This window comes from Mucilaginibacter sp. SMC90 (assembly GCF_022811725.1).
Taxonomy (GTDB): domain Bacteria; phylum Bacteroidota; class Bacteroidia; order Sphingobacteriales; family Sphingobacteriaceae; genus Mucilaginibacter.
Genome location: NZ_CP094527.1, coordinates 7,595,229 through 7,615,942 on the forward strand (window position 1 = coordinate 7,595,229; position 20,714 = coordinate 7,615,942).

13 protein-coding genes, 3 tRNA genes and 3 rRNA genes are annotated in these 20,714 nt (G+C 43.2%); 6 read left to right on the forward strand and 13 right to left on the reverse strand.

What is annotated here, in order from left to right; translation table 11 throughout:
* Positions 1-83: 83 nt before the first annotated feature.
* Positions 84-857, forward strand: a complete 774-nt coding sequence (locus MTO98_RS31760) for a TerC family protein (RefSeq protein WP_243483436.1) — start codon at positions 84-86, stop codon at positions 855-857.
* A gap of 160 nt (positions 858-1,017) precedes the next feature.
* Here MTO98_RS31760 and MTO98_RS31765 read toward each other — a convergent pair whose 3' ends face one another.
* The 7 genes from MTO98_RS31765 to MTO98_RS31795 all read right to left on the reverse strand — a co-directional run bounded on the left by MTO98_RS31765 (position 1,018) and on the right by MTO98_RS31795 (position 10,686).
* Positions 1,018-3,357, reverse strand: coding sequence for a TIM-barrel domain-containing protein (locus tag MTO98_RS31765; protein WP_243483438.1), 2,340 nt, complete (start codon positions 3,355-3,357; stop codon positions 1,018-1,020).
* Positions 3,358-3,861: 504 nt separating this feature from the next.
* Positions 3,862-3,973: ribosomal RNA gene (gene rrf / locus MTO98_RS31770) — 5S ribosomal RNA — on the reverse strand.
* 258 nt (positions 3,974-4,231) lie between these two features.
* Positions 4,232-7,111, reverse strand: a 23S ribosomal RNA gene (locus tag MTO98_RS31775).
* Positions 7,112-7,383: 272 nt separating this feature from the next.
* Positions 7,384-7,457: transfer RNA gene (locus MTO98_RS31780), tRNA-Ala, on the reverse strand.
* Positions 7,458-7,549: 92 nt separating this feature from the next.
* A tRNA-Ile gene (locus MTO98_RS31785) sits at positions 7,550-7,624 on the reverse strand.
* 278 nt (positions 7,625-7,902) lie between these two features.
* Positions 7,903-9,423: ribosomal RNA gene (locus MTO98_RS31790) — 16S ribosomal RNA — on the reverse strand.
* The 16S, 23S and 5S rRNA genes sit together here with 2 tRNA genes alongside, the layout of an rRNA operon.
* A gap of 804 nt (positions 9,424-10,227) precedes the next feature.
* Positions 10,228-10,686, reverse strand: coding sequence for a hypothetical protein (locus MTO98_RS31795; protein ID WP_243483440.1), 459 nt, complete (start codon positions 10,684-10,686; stop codon positions 10,228-10,230).
* Positions 10,687-10,868: 182 nt separating this feature from the next.
* On the opposite strand from MTO98_RS31795, the gene MTO98_RS31800 reads away from it, so the two are divergent.
* Both MTO98_RS31800 and MTO98_RS31805 read left to right on the forward strand, forming a co-directional pair.
* Complete coding sequence (locus MTO98_RS31800; protein ID WP_243483442.1) at positions 10,869-12,584, forward strand: IlvD/Edd family dehydratase; 1,716 nt, start codon at positions 10,869-10,871, stop codon at positions 12,582-12,584.
* A gap of 265 nt (positions 12,585-12,849) precedes the next feature.
* Positions 12,850-13,617 carry an SDR family NAD(P)-dependent oxidoreductase gene (locus MTO98_RS31805; protein WP_243483444.1) on the forward strand — a complete coding sequence of 256 codons (768 nt, stop codon included), beginning with the start codon at positions 12,850-12,852 and terminating at the stop codon, positions 13,615-13,617.
* Between the two features lie 52 nt (positions 13,618-13,669).
* On the opposite strand, the gene MTO98_RS31810 is transcribed toward MTO98_RS31805, so the two are convergent.
* The 3 genes from MTO98_RS31810 to MTO98_RS31820 are packed head-to-tail and all read right to left on the reverse strand — an operon-like array spanning position 13,670 to position 16,373.
* The gene (locus MTO98_RS31810) at positions 13,670-14,524 is read right to left on the reverse strand and encodes an NAD(P)-dependent oxidoreductase (protein WP_243483446.1); all 855 of its coding nucleotides are present in this window, start codon (positions 14,522-14,524) and stop codon (positions 13,670-13,672) included.
* A 4-nt stretch (positions 14,525-14,528) separates the two neighbouring features.
* Positions 14,529-14,828 (reverse strand): GNAT family N-acetyltransferase, encoded by a 300-nt coding sequence (locus MTO98_RS31815; protein ID WP_243483448.1) that lies wholly within the window; start codon positions 14,826-14,828, stop codon positions 14,529-14,531.
* 57 nt (positions 14,829-14,885) lie between these two features.
* Positions 14,886-16,373 (reverse strand): alpha-amylase, encoded by a 1,488-nt coding sequence (locus tag MTO98_RS31820; RefSeq protein ID WP_243483449.1) that lies wholly within the window; start codon positions 16,371-16,373, stop codon positions 14,886-14,888.
* 396 nt (positions 16,374-16,769) lie between these two features.
* Between MTO98_RS31820 and MTO98_RS31825 the strand changes: the two genes are divergently transcribed.
* Positions 16,770-17,057 carry a DUF1016 N-terminal domain-containing protein gene (locus MTO98_RS31825; protein WP_243483451.1) on the forward strand — a complete coding sequence of 96 codons (288 nt, stop codon included), beginning with the start codon at positions 16,770-16,772 and terminating at the stop codon, positions 17,055-17,057.
* A 30-nt stretch (positions 17,058-17,087) separates the two neighbouring features.
* Here MTO98_RS31825 and MTO98_RS31830 read toward each other — a convergent pair whose 3' ends face one another.
* The 3 genes from MTO98_RS31830 to MTO98_RS31840 all read right to left on the reverse strand — a co-directional run bounded on the left by MTO98_RS31830 (position 17,088) and on the right by MTO98_RS31840 (position 18,560).
* On the reverse strand, positions 17,088-17,846 hold the full coding sequence (locus tag MTO98_RS31830; RefSeq protein ID WP_243483453.1) for a nucleotidyl transferase AbiEii/AbiGii toxin family protein: 759 nt from the start codon (positions 17,844-17,846) through the stop codon (positions 17,088-17,090).
* The gene (locus MTO98_RS31835; protein WP_243483455.1) at positions 17,843-18,133 is read right to left on the reverse strand and encodes a hypothetical protein; all 291 of its coding nucleotides are present in this window, start codon (positions 18,131-18,133) and stop codon (positions 17,843-17,845) included. The genes MTO98_RS31830 and MTO98_RS31835 overlap by 4 nt, the downstream gene beginning before the upstream one ends.
* A gap of 353 nt (positions 18,134-18,486) precedes the next feature.
* Positions 18,487-18,560 (reverse strand) — tRNA-Met (locus tag MTO98_RS31840).
* A 162-nt stretch (positions 18,561-18,722) separates the two neighbouring features.
* Between MTO98_RS31840 and MTO98_RS31845 the strand changes: the two genes are divergently transcribed.
* Positions 18,723-19,103: an START-like domain-containing protein gene (locus MTO98_RS31845; protein ID WP_243483457.1), complete on the forward strand. Its 381-nt coding sequence runs from the start codon at positions 18,723-18,725 to the stop codon at positions 19,101-19,103.
* 107 nt (positions 19,104-19,210) lie between these two features.
* A complete protein-coding gene (locus MTO98_RS31850) occupies positions 19,211-20,665 on the forward strand; it encodes an LptF/LptG family permease (RefSeq protein ID WP_243483459.1) in 1,455 nt (484 codons plus the stop codon).
* Positions 20,666-20,714: the final 49 nt, after the last annotated feature.

Below are 20,714 nucleotides of genomic sequence, written 5' to 3' on the forward strand. Positions count from 1 at the left end.
CGACGCGAAAATCTATTTTTACGAACCCCTGCCCGCAACGGCAGGGGTTTTGCTATTTTTGGGGAAAACAAATACCTGCACCTATGAGTTTTGAAATTTTTGAACAAGCCGAATCCTGGGTCTCGCTTATAACACTTACCCTGTTAGAGATCGTTTTAGGTATCGATAATATTGTGTTTATCTCCATTCTATCTGATAAACTCCCGGCCAATCAACAAAGCCGCGGCCGGCGGATAGGATTGGGCATGGCCATGATCACCCGTATACTGCTGCTGCTATCTATCAGCTGGGTAATGACGCTTACTGCCCCTTTGTTTAACCTGTCCTCCATTTTTAGCATTACCGATGCCGGTTGGGTTGAAAAACTGGCTATCTCGGGCAGGGATCTTATCCTCATTATTGGCGGACTGTTCTTGATTTATAAAAGCACCGCCGAAATCCATCATAAAATAGAAGGCGACGAAGAAAATGAAGGCTCCGTTAAAAAGCACTCGTTTTGGGGTACCATATTGCAGATCATGCTGCTGGATATCGTTTTCTCGCTCGATTCGGTGATCACTGCCGTAGGGATGGCGAGCCATGTAGAGATCATGATCCTGGCAGTTGTTATCGCCGTTGGCATTATGATGTGGGCCTCAAACGGCGTAGCATCATTTGTAAACAAGCATCCAACGGTAAAAATGCTGGCGCTATCGTTCTTATTACTGATAGGTGTTTCGCTATTGGCCGAAGCCTTTGAACAGCATATCCCTAAAGGGTATATCTATTTCGCTATGGCTTTCTCTGTTTTGGTAGAGATGCTAAATTTAAAAATGAAAGCGAATAAGGGTAAGAAAGTGGTGAGCAAAAGGAATTAAAAAATATAAGCTATAAAAAAACCGTCATTGCGAGGTACGAAGCAATCGCGAACTATACAGATCGGATCTGCTTATTGGGGATTGCTTCGTTCCTCGCAATGACGGTCTATAAATTGTTGGCCAATAAATTAAGCTAATGACCCAATTATTCAAATGGCCATTAAAGGGCTACCGCCACCGCTTTCCCGCTATACTTAACCACCTTATCAGCCTTAGCCGTTAAAGCCACATCCGAACCATGTGCGCCTTTAACCAATACCACATTAAACGTGCGGTTCTTTAACTGACCCGGGAAATGGCCTTTGGTATCCGAAATGCTTAGTTTATGTGTTTTATCATTCCAGTTTAGTGTAAACGTAGCTGACTGCCCTTTTTCATAGTTATAGTTATCGTTCTCATCCTCGTAAAACTTGAATGAGGCGTCGGCACCTGGGTAAATACGCAGTTCGATATTGCTGTTTGGCTTTTCGGTTGCGTATTCAACATCCGGCCCCATTGGTATAATTGAGCCTGCTTTTACATAAAGTGGCAAGATCTCGATAGGTGCAGCAGCACTGATGGTTTGGCCACCGTCAAGTAATTCACCTGTCCAAAAGTTATACCATTTGCTGGCGGCAGGCAGGTAAACCTGGCGCGCTTTGGCTTTCCTGTCGGCATCTGATGATGTATACAGTTGTTCGGTAACCGGATTTACCATAAAAGCAGGGCCAAACATGTATTGATCAGGGATGCCGTAAACTTTAGCGTCATTGCGATAATCAAAAGCCAGTGAACGCATAATAGTGTAATTATCGTTGGTAACACTACCAGCTAATGAATAAATGTATGGCATCAGGCGGTACCGAAGCTTATCAAAATTCAACAGGATCGACCTCGTATCCTCATCCCAGTTTTTGCTAAAGATGGCACGTTCACCTTTTCCGTGGATCCTGAAGATAGGGCAAAACGTACCGAACTGGAACCAGCGGGTAAATAGCTCGCGTTTGTCAGGCTGCGACCAATCAGCAGGTTTCCAGTGATAATGATAACCGCCAATATCTGATGTCCAGTAAGGAATTCCCGATGTACACGCATTAATGCCTTGCGGTACCTGATCTTTAAAATCATGAAAAGTACATTCAATATCGCTCGACCATAATGTAGATGCATTACGCTGTTCGCCCGCAAACGACTGCCTTACCAAAAAGAAAGCCCGCTTGCCTGGGATATCCCTTCGCCAGCCTTCGTATACACCTTTGGTATGCTGCAATGAGTATGTATTGAAGTAGTCAATGCCTTTACCAATGGCAAAATTACTTTGACGACGGGCGTCAAGTAAAGCACCGTTGTCGGGCTCGCACTGGTCAATCCACCAGGCATCCCAGCCATAACGCTTAATGAGGCTGTCGCGTGCCTGGTCCCAGTAAAGTTCCCGAGCTTTAGGGTTGTGGGCATCGTAATAAGTATCAAATGTATGGGTAACCACGTTGTCCCAGGTGATATCGGTTAAGCCGCCCATTTTGTCCAGTGCATCATAGTTAGGTGTACCTTTTCCAAACACCGGCCAAATGGAGATCATCGCATGAATGTTTGCCTGGTGCAAAGCATCAACTAATTGTTGCGGATGCGGGTAACGCTCCGGTTTCATCACATGCGAGCCTATTGGCAAAGGGTCCCAATAGTACCAGTCCTGCACAATCACATCCACCGGAATATGGTTATTGCGGTAATTATCTTTTACTGTCAGGATTTCATCCTCACTCATGTACCTGTCCTGCGATTGAAACAAGCCATAAGCCCATTTACCAAACATCGGTGCTTTACCTGTAGCGGTACGGTACAGATCGATAATATGATCAAAACTTGGCCCGTAGAAAAAGAAGTAGTCAACCTGTTTACCGCTTTCAGATACGTATTTGAATTTGGTATTGTCGGCCTCTGCGCCATAAAAATTACTGGCCGAATAATTGTCCCACATTAAGCCATAGCCTTTGGTTGACAACAGCACAGGAATAGCGCCGGTAAGATATTTTATAGCGAGGTCCTGGTTACGGCCTTTGTAATTGATAGACATAGAATCCAACGGGTGACAGCCCAAACCAAATAAAGCCTCATCCTTTGGCGACGTAAATTGCGTAGTAACGTTATAGGTATTGATTCCTGCAATAGTAGCCGGAACCATAGATTTATTTTCACTGTCTTCTGCAGTGATCACATTACCTTTCAAATCAGTGTAGGTGATTGCATTTGTAGCTTTATTCAGTTTAATTTTCAGCTTTGCGGTTGTAATAACCACCGTGGTTTTACTATCCGAAACCTGGTAAACCGGATGTTGCAGCCATTTATTGTTGACCACGAGCGATGTCTTGTTTTCAAAAGCATCAAATATGGTGTATTTAACTTCGATAATATCATCCTTGCGAATGAGCACTTTCATCAGCCCCTTATCGAGCGTAAAAGTAACGCCGTCGGCGGCCTTCTTAAATGATTTGATAACTGCCATAGCCGGCATAGTTGCCATACCGGATATAAGCAAAATGGCTAACGCAATCGATTGCTTTACTATTGAGCTTTTGTGAGATAATTGTTTAAACGTCATGACTATCACGGATTTGGTTTATATTGAGTGTGAGATTAACACCCAATTAGACACAGTGAATATACTGTACTTTTTTTAATTGGAATAATCTTTTTTCAGCAATTCATGATAGAAATCAGGTGTGAATACTGAAGGCCATTGCTGATCATCAGTGCATTACCTGCGGCCGGGCCATACGCCTGCAGGTTTTACAGGTATCTGCTGCTATCCGTAACGCGGGTGGAAGTGAGTAGAAAGCAATGAATGGTGAGCGGTTAACAATTTGTTTAAATCTATAACCGGAATCGTCATTCACTTTGCGCCTTTGAGAGCCTGATCTGTACGAATATATAAGCAGGCCTATTGGTTATGGAAAAGCTTATCAACGCAAAAAGCCTTAGGTATTAACTAAGGCTTTTGCATTGTTGCACCATTAAAGGTGATAAAGGGTGGCACCGACCTACTCTCCCACGTTTTACCGCAGTACCATCGGCTCTGGCGGGCTTGACTTCTCTGTTCGGAATGGGAAGAGGTAGACACCGCCGATATAGGCACCTGAATTTCTTTAAGTTAGTGGTTGATTGGGTGAGTGGTGAGTGGTTCTTGCATGGTGTACAGCTTTTCAACTACTCACCTAATAAACCTAATCAACTATTCACCCCCATTAACATGACATATTATTGAAAGAAGTACTTGAATTTAAGAGAAAACAACAGCATTTGTTGTTTATCTGTTTGTTTTGTTTCGGATGAGTGATTGGTTTCGTTTACAGTTTTGCAACTACTCACTTAATCAACCACTCACCTTAATCCTTCACACGAAGAAAGCTTCGGGCAATTAGTATCACTCGGCTATGATGTCACCACCTTTATACCTGTAACCTATCAACGTAGTAGTCTCCTACGACCCTCAATGGAAGTCTCATCTTGTGGCTAGTTTCGCACTTAGATGCTTTCAGCGCTTATCTATTCCCAACGTAGCTACTCTGCAGTACACCTGGCGGCATAACAGATTCACCAGAGGTTAGTCCAACCCGGTCCTCTCGTACTAAGGTCAGCCCCACTCAAACTTCCTACGCCCACAACAGATAGGGACCGAACTGTCTCGCGACGTTCTGAACCCAGCTCGCGTGCCACTTTAATGAGCGAACAGCTCAACCCTTGGGACCTTCTCCAGCCCCAGGATGTGACGAGCCGACATCGAGGTGCCAAACCTCCCCGTCGATATGAGCTCTTGGGGGAGATCAGCCTGTTATCCCCAGCGTACCTTTTATCCTTTGAGCGATGGCCCTTCCATGCAGAACCACCGGATCACTATATCCGTCTTTCGACCCAGCTCGACTTGTCTGTCTCACTGTCAAGCAAGCTTTTGCTATTGCACTCCGCGTACGGTTACCAAGCGTACTGAGCTTACCTTTGAAAGCCTCCGTTACCTTTTTGGAGGCGACCACCCCAGTCAAACTACCCGCCAAACAATGTTCTCCTCTTTGAAGAGTTAGACACCAGATACAGAAAGGGTGGTATTTCAACGTTGACTAAATGACTCCTGGCGAAGCCACATCACAGTCTCCCACCTATCCTACACATCCTGTATCCGATATCAATGTTAAGCTATAGTGAAGGTGCATGGGGTCTTTCCGTCCCGTTGCGGGTAACCGGCGTCTTCACCGATACCACAATTTCACCGAGCTCATGGCTGAGACAGCGCCCAGATCGTTACACCATTCGTGCAGGTCGGAACTTACCCGACAAGGAATTTCGCTACCTTAGGACCGTTATAGTTACGGCCGCCGTTTACTGGGGCTTCAATTCAATGCTTCGCCTTGCGACTAACATCCCCTCTTAACCTTCCAGCACCGGGCAGGTGTCAGGCCATATACGTCATCTTTCGATTTTGCATAGCCATGTGTTTTTGTTAAACAGTCGCCTGGGCCTTTTCACTGCGGCTGACATTGCTGCCAGCGCCCCTTCTCCCGAAGTTACAGGGCCATTTTGCCGAGTTCCTTAGCCATGATTCACTCGAGCACCTTAGGATTCTCTCCTCGACTACCTGTGTCGGTTTACGGTACGGGTTTTTATTACCTGAAGCTTAGCGGGTTTTCTTGGAAGTCTGATTACCTGAACTATCACCTTGTCCGAAGATTCGGTGTACTATCAGCTTTCAGCATAGTCTGCGTACTTAACTACAAACTATATACCTACGGCCTTTAACGAACTATTCCGTCAGTTCGCGTCAGTGTCACTACTCCGTCACCGCATCGCAGTAATAAAAAGTACTGGAATATTAACCAGTTGTCCATCGGCTACGCCATTCGGCTTCACCTTAGGCCCCGACTAACCCTGATCCGATTAGCGTTGATCAGGAAACCTTAGTCTTTCGGTGGGCGGGTTTCTCTCCCGCCTTATCGTTACTTATGCCTACATTTGCTTTTCTATTTCCTCCACAGTCAGTTACCTTCCTGCTTCGCCGGCAAATAGAATGCTCCCCTACCAGTCATATTAATATGAATCCATAGCTTCGGTATACTGCTTGATGCCCGTTTATTATCCATGCCCGATCGCTCGACTAGTGAGCTGTTACGCACTCTTTAAATGAATGGCTGCTTCCAAGCCAACATCCTAGCTGTCTGTGCAATCGGACCTCGTTAGTTCAACTTAGCAATAATTTAGGGACCTTAGCTGATGGTCTGGGTTCTTTCCCTCTCGGCCATGGACCTTAGCACCCATAGCCTCACTCCAGCGTATATTATAAAGCATTCGGAGTTTATCTGGATTTGGTAGGATTTGACTCCCCCGCACCCAATTAGTAGCTCTACCTCTTTATAACTCAACCGCCAGGCTGTTCCTAAAAACATTTCGGGGAGTACGAGCTATTTCCCAGTTTGATTAGCCTTTCACCCCTACCCACAAGTCATCCGGAAACTTTTCAACGTTTATCGGTTCGGTCCTCCAGTACCTGTTACGGCACCTTCAACCTGCCCATGGGTAGATCACAAGGTTTCGCGTCTACCTCCCCTGACTATACGCCCTTTTCAGACTCGCTTTCGCTTCGGATCCGTGTCTTAAACACTTAACCTTGCCAGGGAAGAGTAACTCGTAGGCTCATTATGCAAAAGGCACGCCGTCACAGATTGCTCTGCTCCGACCGCTTGTAAGTACACGGTTTCAGGTTCTATTTCACTCCCCTGTTCGGGGTTCTTTTCACCTTTCCCTCACGGTACTGGTTCACTATCGGTCTCTCAGGAGTATTTAGCCTTACCGGATGGTGCCGGCAAATTCCCACAAGGCGTCTCCGACCTCGCGGTACTCAGGATACCACTATCCTACTATTCATTACCCGTACGCAGCTCTCATGCTCTATGGCCAGGCTTCCCATCCTGTTCCGGTTCTGTTTAATATTCATGTTGTGGTCCTACAACCCCCATATTGCCGTAACAATATAGGTTTGGGCTTCTTCCATTTCGCTCGCCACTACTCTGGAAATCACTATTGTTTTCTCTTCCTCTGCTTACTTAGATGTTTCAGTTCGGCAGGTTAGCGCATTTATGCAATTATCCTTCAGATAATTAGGTTTCCCCATTCGGAAATTACCGGATCAAGTCCTATTTGCAGATCCCCGGTACTTATCGCAGCTTATCACGTCCTTCTTCGCCTCTGAGAGCCAAGGCATTCCCCGTGTACCCTTTCTTACTTTCTTCTACTCTTGCGCCTTTTGCGCCGCAAGGTATGTCTTTATTTTAGATTAGTCGTATTTGTTCATTAGTTCATTGGTTCATTAGTATTGCTACTTATTTACCTTTGAAGCTTTTGTTCAAGATACAACGTCTCTATCTGTTGTTTTCTCTTGTTTTCAATTACTTCTTCCAATATGTCAAAGAACGTTTTGATCCTCCGTCATTCTTTCATTAAGTCATTATGTCATTTTTCAATGACTCAATGACCTGATGACTTAATGACTTCCGGTTCAATGTGGAGAATAACGGATTCGAACCGTTGACCCCCTGCGTGCAAGGCAGGTGCTCTAGCCAGCTGAGCTAATCCCCCGTTAGATGGGCTCGTTCATTTGTTCATTCGTTCATTCGTTTATTGGTGCTTTACCAATCCACTAATGAACCATTGAACTAATGAACCCTGTGTAGTCCCGAGCAGATTTGAACTGCTGACCCCTACATTATCAGTGTAGTGCTCTAACCAAGCTGAGCTACAGGACTGTGTTATTTCGGATTTCGGATTTTCGATTTTAGATTTTTTTATTCTTCAAATCGCAAATCGTAATCTCTTACAATCCCGCCTCTCAGTTGTTCGCACAACTTGATGGCTTCATCTTCTGGGTTTTCCTTTTGTTTGTGTGTTATTAGTATATGATTGCTCTCGCTTTGTGATCTTCGCTTTTCAACTACTCACCACTTAACTTAATCAACCATTTAACTAAATTTAAGAAATATCATGTAGGTAACAGTTCCAAGCTACTTCGCGGAAACTGCTCCAGAAAGGAGGTATTCCAGCCACACCTTCCGGTACGGCTACCTTGTTACGACTTAGCCCCAGTTACCGACTTTACCCTAGGACGCTCCTTGCGGTTACGCACTTCAGGCACTTCCAGCTTCCATGGCTTGACGGGCGGTGTGTACAAGGCCCGGGAACGTATTCACCGCGTCATTGCTGATACGCGATTACTAGCGAATCCAACTTCACGGGGTCGAGTTGCAGACCCCGATCCGAACTGTGAACAGCTTTAAGAGATTGGCATCCTGTTGCCAGGTAGCGGCCCTCTGTACTGCCCATTGTAGCACGTGTGTAGCCCCGGACGTAAGGGCCATGATGACTTGACGTCGTCCCCTCCTTCCTCTCTATTTGCATAGGCAGTCTGTTTAGAGTCCCCACCTTAAATGCTGGCAACTAAACATAGGGGTTGCGCTCGTTGCGGGACTTAACCCAACACCTCACGGCACGAGCTGACGACAGCCATGCAGCACCTAGTTTCGTGTTCCGAAGAACTGTGACGTCTCTGTCACATTCACTAACTTTCAAGCCCGGGTAAGGTTCCTCGCGTATCATCGAATTAAACCACATGCTCCTCCGCTTGTGCGGGCCCCCGTCAATTCCTTTGAGTTTCACCCTTGCGGGCGTACTCCCCAGGTGGAACACTTAACGCTTTCGCTTAGACGCTGACCGTATATCGCCAACATCGAGTGTTCATCGTTTAGGGCGTGGACTACCAGGGTATCTAATCCTGTTTGATCCCCACGCTTTCGTGCCTCAGCGTCAATCATACTTTAGTAAGCTGCCTTCGCAATTGGTGTTCTGTGACATATCTATGCATTTCACCGCTACTTGTCACATTCCGCCTACCTCAAGTACATTCAAGCTCTTCAGTATCAAGGGCACTGCGATAGTTGAGCTACCGTCTTTCACCCCTGACTTAAAAAGCCGCCTACGCACCCTTTAAACCCAATAAATCCGGATAACGCTTGGATCCTCCGTATTACCGCGGCTGCTGGCACGGAGTTAGCCGATCCTTATTCTTACCGTACATTCAGCTTGATTCACGAATCAAGGTTTATTCCGGTACAAAAGCAGTTTACAACCCGTAGGGCCGTCTTCCTGCACGCGGCATGGCTGGTTCAGACTTCCGTCCATTGACCAATATTCCTTACTGCTGCCTCCCGTAGGAGTCTGGTCCGTGTCTCAGTACCAGTGTGGGGGGTCATCCTCTCAGATCCCCTAAACATCGTAGCCTTGGTATGCCGTTACCACACCAACTAGCTAATGTTGCGCATGCCCATCTTGATCCTATAAATATTTGATTATATTGCGATGCCACAACATAATGTTATGCGGTCTTAATCTCTCTTTCGAGAGGCTATCCCCCTGATCAAGGTAGGTTACATACGTGTTACGCACCCGTGCGCCACTCTCACAGGGAGCAAGCTCCCCGATCCCGTCCGACTTGCATGTATTAGGCCTGCCGCTAGCGTTCATCCTGAGCCAGGATCAAACTCTCCATTGTAAAATGTTTTGTTTTAATCACTGACCCTATTATTAATTAATAGAATCTGTTTTTATTATTTCTTATTACAGATTCCGCTTTTTATTGTAACTCTTCAGCTCCTGTTAGCCTTAGCCTTCAGTCGCCTCCCGTTACGCTACATGATTTCCATTTCTTAAAAGAACTTGCTCGCCTCATCATCCGAATCAGCTATATAATCTTTTGGTTGTTACACCGCTTTGATTTGTCATTTTTATTAAGCCTTGAGAATCGCTCTCCTCAGCCTAAGAAAACTAATCACTCTCGCTTTCATTTCCTTCGTTTTAAACTCCTTCCAGAGTCCGTCCCGTTCGGGGTTGCAAAGGTAAAAACCTTTTTCTTATTTCCAAAAAATAATTTTTTTTATTTTTTGGTGGTTTTTTGCGGCGTTTCCTTCTCTCTTTCTCCTTGCCCCTCAGCGCCTTTCAAACCTTTTCTAAGAACATCCGCTCCTTTTCGAAGCGGCTGCAAAGGTGCGAATTTCTTTTCTCTTTCACAAAAGATTCTGAATCTTTTTTTCTTCCCTTTTCGCCCCTTTTCTATACCTTTAATGAACTACCCCGCTATCTCGTTTGCGGGCTGCAAAGGTACGCGCTTTTTCCTTCCCTCCAAATTATTTATACCCTTTTAACTTAATATTAACTTAACAACCTATTTATCAATAATAAAAAGTTTATACAGCTGATAAAACTTAATCCGTTATCACGTTTCAGGCATATAAATACTACCATTCACTCACACAACCAACAATTATTAATAACGTTTATTATAACAGCAACTGGTAGTTTAGCGCGTCTCCAGATAGAATGACACAACCCGTTTTACAATAAAACGATACTTATTTGTTCCCATATCACCGATATCATGCTCCAATCCTGAAAGATCATCCTCAAAAAAACCTATGATATCAACAATTAAAAACTTTGTGTCGGGGTTTTGGTGTACCACCTTTAATGATTTCAGAAAGTCGGGCCTTAAAAACTCCCCATCTGCCAGGAACATATTTGCTGTTATTTTTGTACACTTTTCTCCGTCACTACGCAAACTCCATCCTGTATCCTTATAACTATACACTGCCCTGGTATATACCAGTTCATTCTTTTGTGCAGGCAAATCGCAAAATTCCGCAAACTGCTGAAATTCGAGCACCGGAGGCGGAAATTTTATCCCATGTTTATGTTGGGCAAGAGAAGTTTTACAGATCAGCAATAAAACAACTATAGACAGTATTAATATCCTGTTCATGGGGAGTGATTTATATCAGTTCCAAGTTAAACAAAAAGGCTCAGTCATAAATCGCCCACATTAAAACCCAACCCTATAAATTACTGCCAATGTAATCCTCCTAACTTTTTACTTACAATGCCTAAAACGATATACAGAAATATATATTTGTTAAATAACCAGTTTAAACACAATACATCTTTATGGAAGATAAACCACTACGGAGCCAACAATGGTTTGGTAAAAAAGGCAAAGATGGTTTTATATATCGTGCATGGATGAAAAACCAGGGTATTCCGGCACATCAGCTGCAGGGAAAACCCGTGATTGGCATTTGCAATACATGGTCGGAACTTACACCTTGTAATGCACATTTCCGCGAATTGGCACAGTCTGTAAAAAATGGTATTTATGAAGCCGGCGGCTACCCGGTTGAATTCCCGGTAATGTCATTGGGCGAAACTTTGGTTAAACCCACTGCTATGCTATACCGAAACCTGGTAAGTATGGATGTGGAAGAAAGTATTCGCGCCAACCCGCTCGACGGCGTGGTGCTGCTTTGCGGTTGTGATAAAACTACGCCTGCCCTGGTAATGGGTGCATGCAGCGTTAATATTCCTACTATTGTTGTTTCGGGTGGGGCAATGTTAACGGGGAAATACCGGGGCAGGGATATAGGTACTTCAGATATCTGGCGCTTTTTTGCTGATCACCAAACCGGGCTAATGAATGATGAAGACCTTTATACGGCCGAAGCCTGTATGGCCCGGAGCCAGGGGCATTGCGCAGTTATGGGTACAGCATCAACCATGGCTTGTATGGTTGAATCGCTGGGACTTTCACTGGCAGAAAATGCCGCCATTCCTGCCGCAGATTCGCGACGAAAGGTATTAGCCCATCTATCGGGCAACCGTATTGTTGACATGGTACGGGAAGATCTTAAACCTTCGGATATTCTCACTCGGGAGGCTTTTGAAAATGCCATTACCATTAATGCGGCTATTGGCGGCTCTACCAATTTCATCATTCACCTGCTGGCTATAGCAGGCCGTATCGGGATTGATTTAAATATGGATGATTTCAATACCTCTATCCGAAAAATACCCCTACTGGCTAATCTGCAGCCATCGGGAAAGTATTTTATGGAGGATTTTTATTATGCCGGGGGGTTGCCTGCTTTAATGAAAGAACTTCATGGGCACCTCAATAATGAAGCCTTAACCGTAAGCGGTAATCCCATATTACGTAATTATGAAAACAGCCAATGTTTTAACCGCGACCTGATAGCTCCTGTTGATAGTCCTTTTAACCCAACCGCAGGTATCACTGTACTTAAAGGTAACCTTTGTGAAAACGGCGCGGTGATCAAGCCATCGGCTGCAAGTACCCATTTGATGCAACATACCGGCCAGGCCGTTGTATTTGAAAATATAGAAGATTTTAACCATCGCATCAATGATCCTAACCTGGATGTAGATAAAGACAGTGTATTGGTTTTAAAGAACGCCGGACCAAAAGGTTATCCTGGAATGCCTGAAGTTGGCAATATGCTCATCCCAAAAAAACTGGCTGATAAGGGCATAACCGACATGGTACGCATCTCGGACGGACGGATGAGCGGTACCGGTTTTGGTACTGTAGTGCTGCACGTATCGCCGGAAGCAGCCATCGGTGGCACATTGGCGGTGGTGCAAAATGGGGATGTTATCACACTTGATGTACCCGCCGGGAGTTTACACCTTGAAGTTAGCGATGAGGAAATAGCCGAAAGGAAATCGAAGCTGGTGCTAAATAATAATATCAGCAACCGCGGATATACCTATTTATATCAAACCCATGTAGAACAGGCGCACCTTGGTGCTGATCTTGACTTTTTAAAAGGAAGTTCGGGAAGTGAGGTTTTGAGAGATTCGCATTGAGAGAAAAATAAATAGCACTGAGCGGGAAGGACTGTCAGCTTGAGTAAGTTTTATTTGCGCACAAATGATCACATTGCAGGTGATAACTGATGAATACCTGCCATTAAATATAAGCTCGCAAAGGCGCAAAGAAAAACTTTTACGACTCATCACCTTTGCGAGAAAATCAATATGTCAACGAGCTTTTTTAATAATAATCAATGACTTAAAACATACCAATGGCAACCAGTATGTATTATTTAACAAACAACTATCAACCTAAAAAATGATAACTGATAAATTTAGCGGCCAGGTAGCTATAGTAACCGGGGCCGGACAAGGGATAGGTTTTGAAATAGCTAAACAATTAAGCCTTGCCGGGGCCGCAATTATACTGAACGATTTGAGTGAAGAACTTGCTACAAAGGCAGCAGGCACTATAAACAATTTGCGCGGCAATTGTTACCCAATGGCCGGCGATGCATCAAATATTGATTTTATACAGCAAATGGTTAATGAGGCCGTGCAACGTTATGGAAAACTAACCATTGCTGTGGCCAATGCAGGCATCACTTTGTTTGGCGATTTTTTGAATTATCCTGCCCAATCATTGCAAAGTGTAATGAACCTTAACCTGCAAGGTAGTTTCTTTTTGGCGCAACGGGCTGCCAGACAAATCATAAATCAAAAAAGCGGGGGAAGCATCCTGTTCATGTCGTCGGTAACAGGGCACCAAGCCCACCAGGACCTTGCTGCTTACGGTATGACCAAAGCTGCACTGGAAATGCTGGCTAAAAGTTTGGTAGTTGAATTATCCCAACATCAAATTACTGTAAATACGGTTGCCCCCGGTGCTACCTTAACCGAACGTACCCTGGAAGATGCCGGCTATCAAAAAACATGGGCGCGCATTACCCCAATGGGTCGCGCGGCAACTGTTGAAGATGTGGCAAATGCAGTACTGTTTTTGATATCACCTGATGCAAGGCATATCACCGGGCAAAACCTGGTAGTTGATGGCGGATGGACGGCAGTTAGTACTTCGCCTTATTAAGTGGTGAGTGGCTGATTGGGTGAGTGGTTGATTGGGTGAGTGGTTAGAAATATTAGTCTATGTTCAGGTTATTCAACAGATAATCAAACGTAAATTTCGGCTCGTATCCAAAGTATCGCTTTGCCTTTTCGCTTACATAAACCCTATCAATGCTTTTCGGAAGAGCCCAACCTTTGGATTGGTAAATAGCTTCGGCTTGCGGGTAATGTTTTCTTATAACCGATGCGGGGTCATGCTTTAGCTTCATAAGCTCATCTTTTTTAAAAGGCGAACTACTGGTTATATTAAAAATCTCGAATGCTGAAAAAGTTTGTTCTAAGGCTAAGCACAAACCGAATGCACCATCCCGCTCATCAAGACCACGATATAACCGGTGGTTTAGTTTTAGATTGTCTGTTTCGGGCAAAAAACGACCAACCCTGTAAACCGATGTTTGCAGTCCTTCATTGTAAAAGAAATCTTTACAGAGCTGCTCGGCAGTTTGCTTGGTGATATCGTAAATATCGCGGGGCTTAATGGTCAATTCTTCATCAACCCAAACAGCCTGGTTAGTATCAACCATTGCATCGCCATAAATAGATGTTGTACTGGTATAGAGCAGTTTTTGCACACCGTTAACAATGCAGGCATTAAGCAAATTGAGCGTTCCATAAATATTTACATTAATGAATGCTTCTCTCGGATAGTTTAGCTCATAATGTTTACCATGGATGGCCGCCGTATGAATAATTGCATCGATGTTTTTAGTAACAGCTAAAACAGCATCTTTATGCAGGATGTCAATCTGCTCATCAGTAGTATCGGCAGAGATTACATCTACACCGGTAACACTATGCCCGCACTTACGCAAATGACCCACCGTGACCGCCCCTAACCTGCCCGATGATCCCGTTACTAATACACGCATCTGCTTAATGACCGGGGGCTATGGCTAATATGCGTGACCACTCGGGGTGGCGTTTCAGGTATGAAGCCACATAAACACACAGCGGCACCAGTTTAAGGTTGTTTTGCTCGATGTAGGTGAATGCTTTTTCGACTATAGCCGATGCTACTCCCTTCCCCTCCAATTCAACCGGTACTTCGGTATGGATCAGGTAAATTTTGTCGTCCTTTTGCTTATAGTCGATGAAAGCACGGTGGCCTTCAACAATCAATTCAAAATTGTGAATGGCCTCGTTATTTACAAGGGGAATTTCTTCGTATTTCATAGCAGTATTTATTACAGGGTGAACAAATGTATAAAATGTTAGTCCCGTTAAGGGAAATTACTTCTTAATTCCCCAAACTGATACAGAACCAGCTTTAACTTTAAATTCGGCACGGCCATCTGCAGTAATTACCACCTCTTCGCCATTGTGGTTATCCAGGTAATCAACAAATATTTCACCTGCGTGCCCGACTCCTATTTCCATTTCTTTATAGCCATCCTCACCGTTTGAAATTATCACAGCACAGCCAGAGCCTTTATATTGAGTATCCCCTTCGCGGGTCCAGCCGATACAGTTAGGGTGATCAAAATAATCGCGTTGAGTACCGTAAGCCATATTTTTTCTTACATAAAGCATGGTTTCCAGTTCTGAAACAACGGGCAGGTCAATCTCGTGCTCTTCGCCATCGCCCCCTTTGTCGGTATATTTTGCGCCATACATATCGGCATAAAAAACACATGGATAGCCAGCCTCCCGGAGCAGAATCAACGCATAACCCAACGGCTTAAACCATTGTTCAATTGGTTGCTCCAAGGATTGAAGGGGCTGAGTGTCATGATTTTCAACAAAGGTAACAGCAAGCTCGGGCCTAACATTTAACAGCGTGTTATCAAAAATGGCAGTAAGGTCATAATCCTTTCCTCCTCTTGAAGCATGATGAAAATTATCATGCAGCGGGGTATCAAAAAGTGACATCCGCCCTTCTGTGGCCTCAATATATTTCAATAGTTTAGGCAAATCAAAAGCCCAGTACTCACCAACAGTAAAAAACTCCTGCTTAAGTTCGTTACGCATATAATCAAGCCACTCGTTGTAAAAGCCATGATCCATATGCTTTATAGCATCAAGCCTGAAACCATTAAATTTAGCAGTTTCGAAATACCATTTGCCCCAGTTTTTCAACTCCTCCCGTACGCTTGGGTTGCGGGTGTCAATGTCTGATAACATGAGATAATCAAAATTGCCGTTTTCGTCATCAAGCACATCCTTCCAGCCATCGCCGTACTGGTTTTGAATACTGAATATGGCTGTTTCCTTTTTATAGGCATCATAATCGATGCCCGAAAAACACTGCCAGTCCCATATAAATTTGGAGTATTTGCCTTTGCGGCCGGGGAAAGTAAATTTGGTATAAGCACCAATCTCGTAAACATCACTGATAAATTCGTTACGATTTGCAGGGTCAACCTTACGGGCGTTCACCCTTTCAACATCATCGGCACCGCCCATATGATTAAGCACAACATCAACATATACCTTTAGCTGTGCTTTTTGCGCCGAGGCAATAGCATCAAGGTATTCCTGTTTAGTGCCATATTTTGTAGCTACTGTCTCCTTTTGCTTAAACTCACCAAGATCATAAATATCATAAACATCATACCCGGCAGAGTAACCCCCACTTGCAGCTTTATAAGCCGGCGGAAGCCAAACCGAATCGATCCCTTTTTTCTTCAGATTTTTCGCATCTTTTTTCAACTGATTCCACAATCTGCCTCCGGCGGGGTAATACCATTCAAAAAACTGCAGCATTGTAAAATTTTCCATGCGTATAAATTAGTAGGCTATTTATAACCACTACTTAACTTAAATATACGCAGAAAGGTTTTAGCAAGGCTTAACCGCAGCATTAAATCATTGTGAACCAAAAACTTTATCCTTTGGTTATGATGGGGCTTTTATCGGGGGCTGTCGATGCGAGCGGAGATATTATACATTTATCGGTTACAATAATCATGTTGACTCGTTTTTCAGACAGCTTCTCAGCACTTGATCTCCGTGATTTTTGTTGGTTTTACATCGTTCTTAAGACGTTATCGATTTTTGTAGTTTTACGATTGAACCATAATTCTCTATACAATGTTTATCAACCAATCTGTAATAGCTGACATTCAAGCTATCCATTCATAACGCTAAAAACAAAGGCGATTAGGTTGGTTGACCATGAACGCATTAATGTATTGGCAAATAGGGCAACGCATTTTCAAAGAGGAAAAACAAAGTAAAGACCGGGCAGATTATGGTGATTACCTCACTGAATTTATCGCGGATCAATTAGCACCCGAGTATGGCAGTGGGTTTTCAAAGCGACAGATAGAATTATTTCGCCAGCTTTATCGTACGTTTCCAATTGCGAACGCAGTGCGTTCGCAATTGAGCTGGACACATTACAAAATATTATTGCGTGTTAATAGTCAAGATAAAATCGACTTTTATATGAGCAATGGTTAAAAATAAATGGTGTAAAAATGGCTATATAAACTACCGGGGTTGCGGACTTGGAAAATCTTTACCTATGCTCCTAAAATATTCTCTAACCTTACGCCTCCAGCTACTTCTTGCTATTGCCCAATTCTTTCCGCCTTCAATAAAATCAACACGAGGGTTGGAGTGGCCGGGCCGTGACGAACTCCCTTTTATTGGCTCTTCAAACTTTAATAACAAATCCGGATTATCTATAGGACTAAACTCGCCATCCTGATCAAATATATTTTGATGCTCTGGTTGATTGTAAGTTTGTTGTCTGATCTTAAGTAAATCCATCAATTCGGCTAATGCAATATGATCTGTAAGATAATCCAAATCATATATATCTTTATGATTGGCTCTATTAGAAGCACTCATCAATTTTAATGGTGCGATGTCATATATATTCATCAACTTGATTCCATCGATAAATTCAGGCTCAAGATGCGTTTGCATATTTTGCAATATTTCAACTTTAATAGCAGACTCACCCCTGCGGACAAAAAAACGTTGAAATAAAAACTGGTCATTTTCGTCACACGGATAATCTATAGCAAAAACGGCATCACCATAAAAAGTTATTACTTCTTCTTTGATAAGCTCATAACCCTGTTTCCTAATGATATCTGGAAAAAAAAGATCTATGTCGTAGGATATGCGATGACCATAACGAATTGCTAAGTTTGTTCCACCACCCAAGCTGCTTTTAGATAGTGAAGGAAGCTGTTGAAGTTTGAGAATAGTTTCAATTAAACTATCAGAAACGGCCTTCATTTAGAAAAACGAGCGAATTGCTTAACGTGATAGCGCCGGGCAACTAAACGACAAATCTGATTGCTAACTCTTTCTTTAGTTATTTGTAATTCGCGAACAATAACTGCCTTAGGATAGATTACTTCAAGTTTTGCGATATCGTTTGTAAATGTTAATGGTGTGGTTGCCATTAATGCTCTTGGAATGATGAGATCGCGATCATTATCAATATCAAGACACGACATATCAACATCCCAAAACAAATGCTTCGGAAATAATTCCTTAATATGGACATCTCTTGTCATCATATACAAATATACAAATCTATTAAGCTATTTCAATAAAGGCATTGACCATGACTAATATGCAGATTATAAAAACACAATAGATATGAAGCAGCGGTTATATTGAATTTTCTTTATTCAATCGCAAAAAGCTATCAGTACGACGGCAATCTAAGTATTGCGAACCTTAAGGAGACATCGAACTAAAAAAAGCTTGATGATCATATTTCCATCCCATTTTTTAGATCGCTAAGCCAATCGGCTCAGGATTTCTTTTGTCGAAATCGAACCACTTAAAATCTGACTATAAAACTCTGGCTAACAGATATCTATTGGTATAAAAAAAGGAAACAACTCCGAAGTGTTGTTTCCTTAAGTAGCGGGGAGCAGGATCGAACTGCCGACCTTAGGGTTATGAATCCTACGCTCTAACCATCTGAGCTACCCCGCCGGGTCACTTTTATGGCTCTTTTTGTGGTTAGTAAAAAGAGTGGCTTTGTTGTAAAACAAGTGGCCGTTCCTAAAAAGGTTTGCAAATATAGCAGAAATTCGTTTTCTTTAGAAAAAATGTTCAACATTTTACTTTTGTTCCTCTTTTTTAAGTGTAAACCGAATGTCCGAAAAGAAAAAATTTACCATTGAGTACGAGATAAAGTCATCTCCGCGTATCCTGTTCAGCTTCTTAAGCGAGCCTAACGGCTTGTCTCAGTGGTTTGCCGATGAGGTTAATATTCGTGACCATGTTTATACTTTTACATGGGATGATGAATCGCAAAAAGCCAAACTTTGCTCAGTTAAGGAAAACAGATCTGTACGTTTTAAATGGCTCGATGATGATGCGCAGTATTATTTTGAAATGGAAATACTGCAGGATGAGCTTACCAATGATGTAGCGCTTGCCGTTACCGATTTTGCTACTGAAGATGCCATTGCCGAACGAAAACTGATCTGGGATAACTCTATCGATTACCTCATAAGTGTATTAGGCGCCTGATAAAACTTTATTTTAGCTAATTTTGTACGCTGAACTGTTTTTGCACGTTAATGGATTTTAACTGTGCGGCTAACTGTTTTTGCCCCTGTTAATTGCAAATAGCACTAATGAAGAAGATCCACCTTTTACTCCTTAAATCATTTATAAGGCCTTTTTTGGTTACGCTTTTCATCGTGATGTTTGTGTTGCTGATGTTGTTTTTGTTTAAATACATTGACGACCTCATAGGCAAAGGCTTTGCCTGGTACACCATACTGGAGCTTATGATGTACAACTCGGCCACAAATGTGGCCATGGCGCTGCCGCTTTCGGTACTGCTCTCCACTATCATGACCTACGGTTCTCTCGGCGAAAACTATGAACTGGTAGCAATTAAGGCCGCGGGCATCTCATTAAGGCGTGCCATGTACCCAATGATTGTTGTTGTTACTGTACTTAGTGTAGAGGCATTCTTTTTTTCTGATTACATGCTGCCGGTGGCTAATCTTAAATACTTTTCGCTGTTGTATGATGCCCGAAAGCAAAAATCTGCTGATCTGCTGCCCGAGGGGGTATTTAGCACCAGTTTTTCCGAGTATACTATTCGTGTAAAGCGTAAAGACCCCGACGGACAGCGTTTATATGATATCATGATCTATCATAAAAATCAAAGCGGCGATAACAACAATTGGGTGATGCTGGCGCGTGAAGGGAGAATGTACCGCACCATGGGTGATAAATACCTTGTGCTTCGGTTAAAAGATGGGGTTAGGTATGAAGAAACCGCTTCAGATGCCGCTCCTTATGATACCCGGCGGCGCCTGCTGCGACAGCGTTTTAAGGAAACTGAAACCAAGTTTGATCTTTCAGGCTTTAAACTTGCCCGCACTAATGAAAGCGAGTTTAAAACCGCATCGCAAATGATGAATATCAGGCAGTTGCGGCATTATCTGGATTCGTCGCAGCATTCTGTCGACAGCAATGTAATGGTGAATTATAAACTGGTAACACCATATATCAAATACTATTCAATACCTGCCCAATCAAAGACCGTAAAAAATTATAAGGAGTTTGATCCTAAAAAAGATGCTTTCCAAAGCCTCACCTTATCCGAGCAGCAGATGAGTTTGAGCAGTGCTGCATCCGAAGTAAGGTCAATCAAGGATGTGATCAGAAACCGGAGCGACAGGTATAAAGGCGATTCGGAAAACATCCGCAGGTATTTTGTGGAATATCAGAAAAAATATAACCTTTCGGTTGCCTGCCTTGTATTGTTTTTAATTGGTGCACCTCTGGGATCTATCATCCGCAAAGGTGGTTTGGGCTTGCCCGTAGTAGTTTCGGTTGTGTTTTTTCTTATCTATTATATCATTACCACCATTGGTGAAAAATCAGTTAAAGGTGGCGATATCAATAAGTACCTGGGGATGTGGATCTCTATCATTACGCTGCTACCTATTGGTTTGTTCCTTTCTTATAAAGCAGCTACAGATTCGGCAATATTTGATATGGAGGTTTATAAACGTTTTATGAACCGCTTATTGGCAAAATTTAAGCATAAGGCAACCCGCAACAGCCATTAACTGTATATTTAATAAACGCCATATTATAAAAGCAGTATCATTTTACACA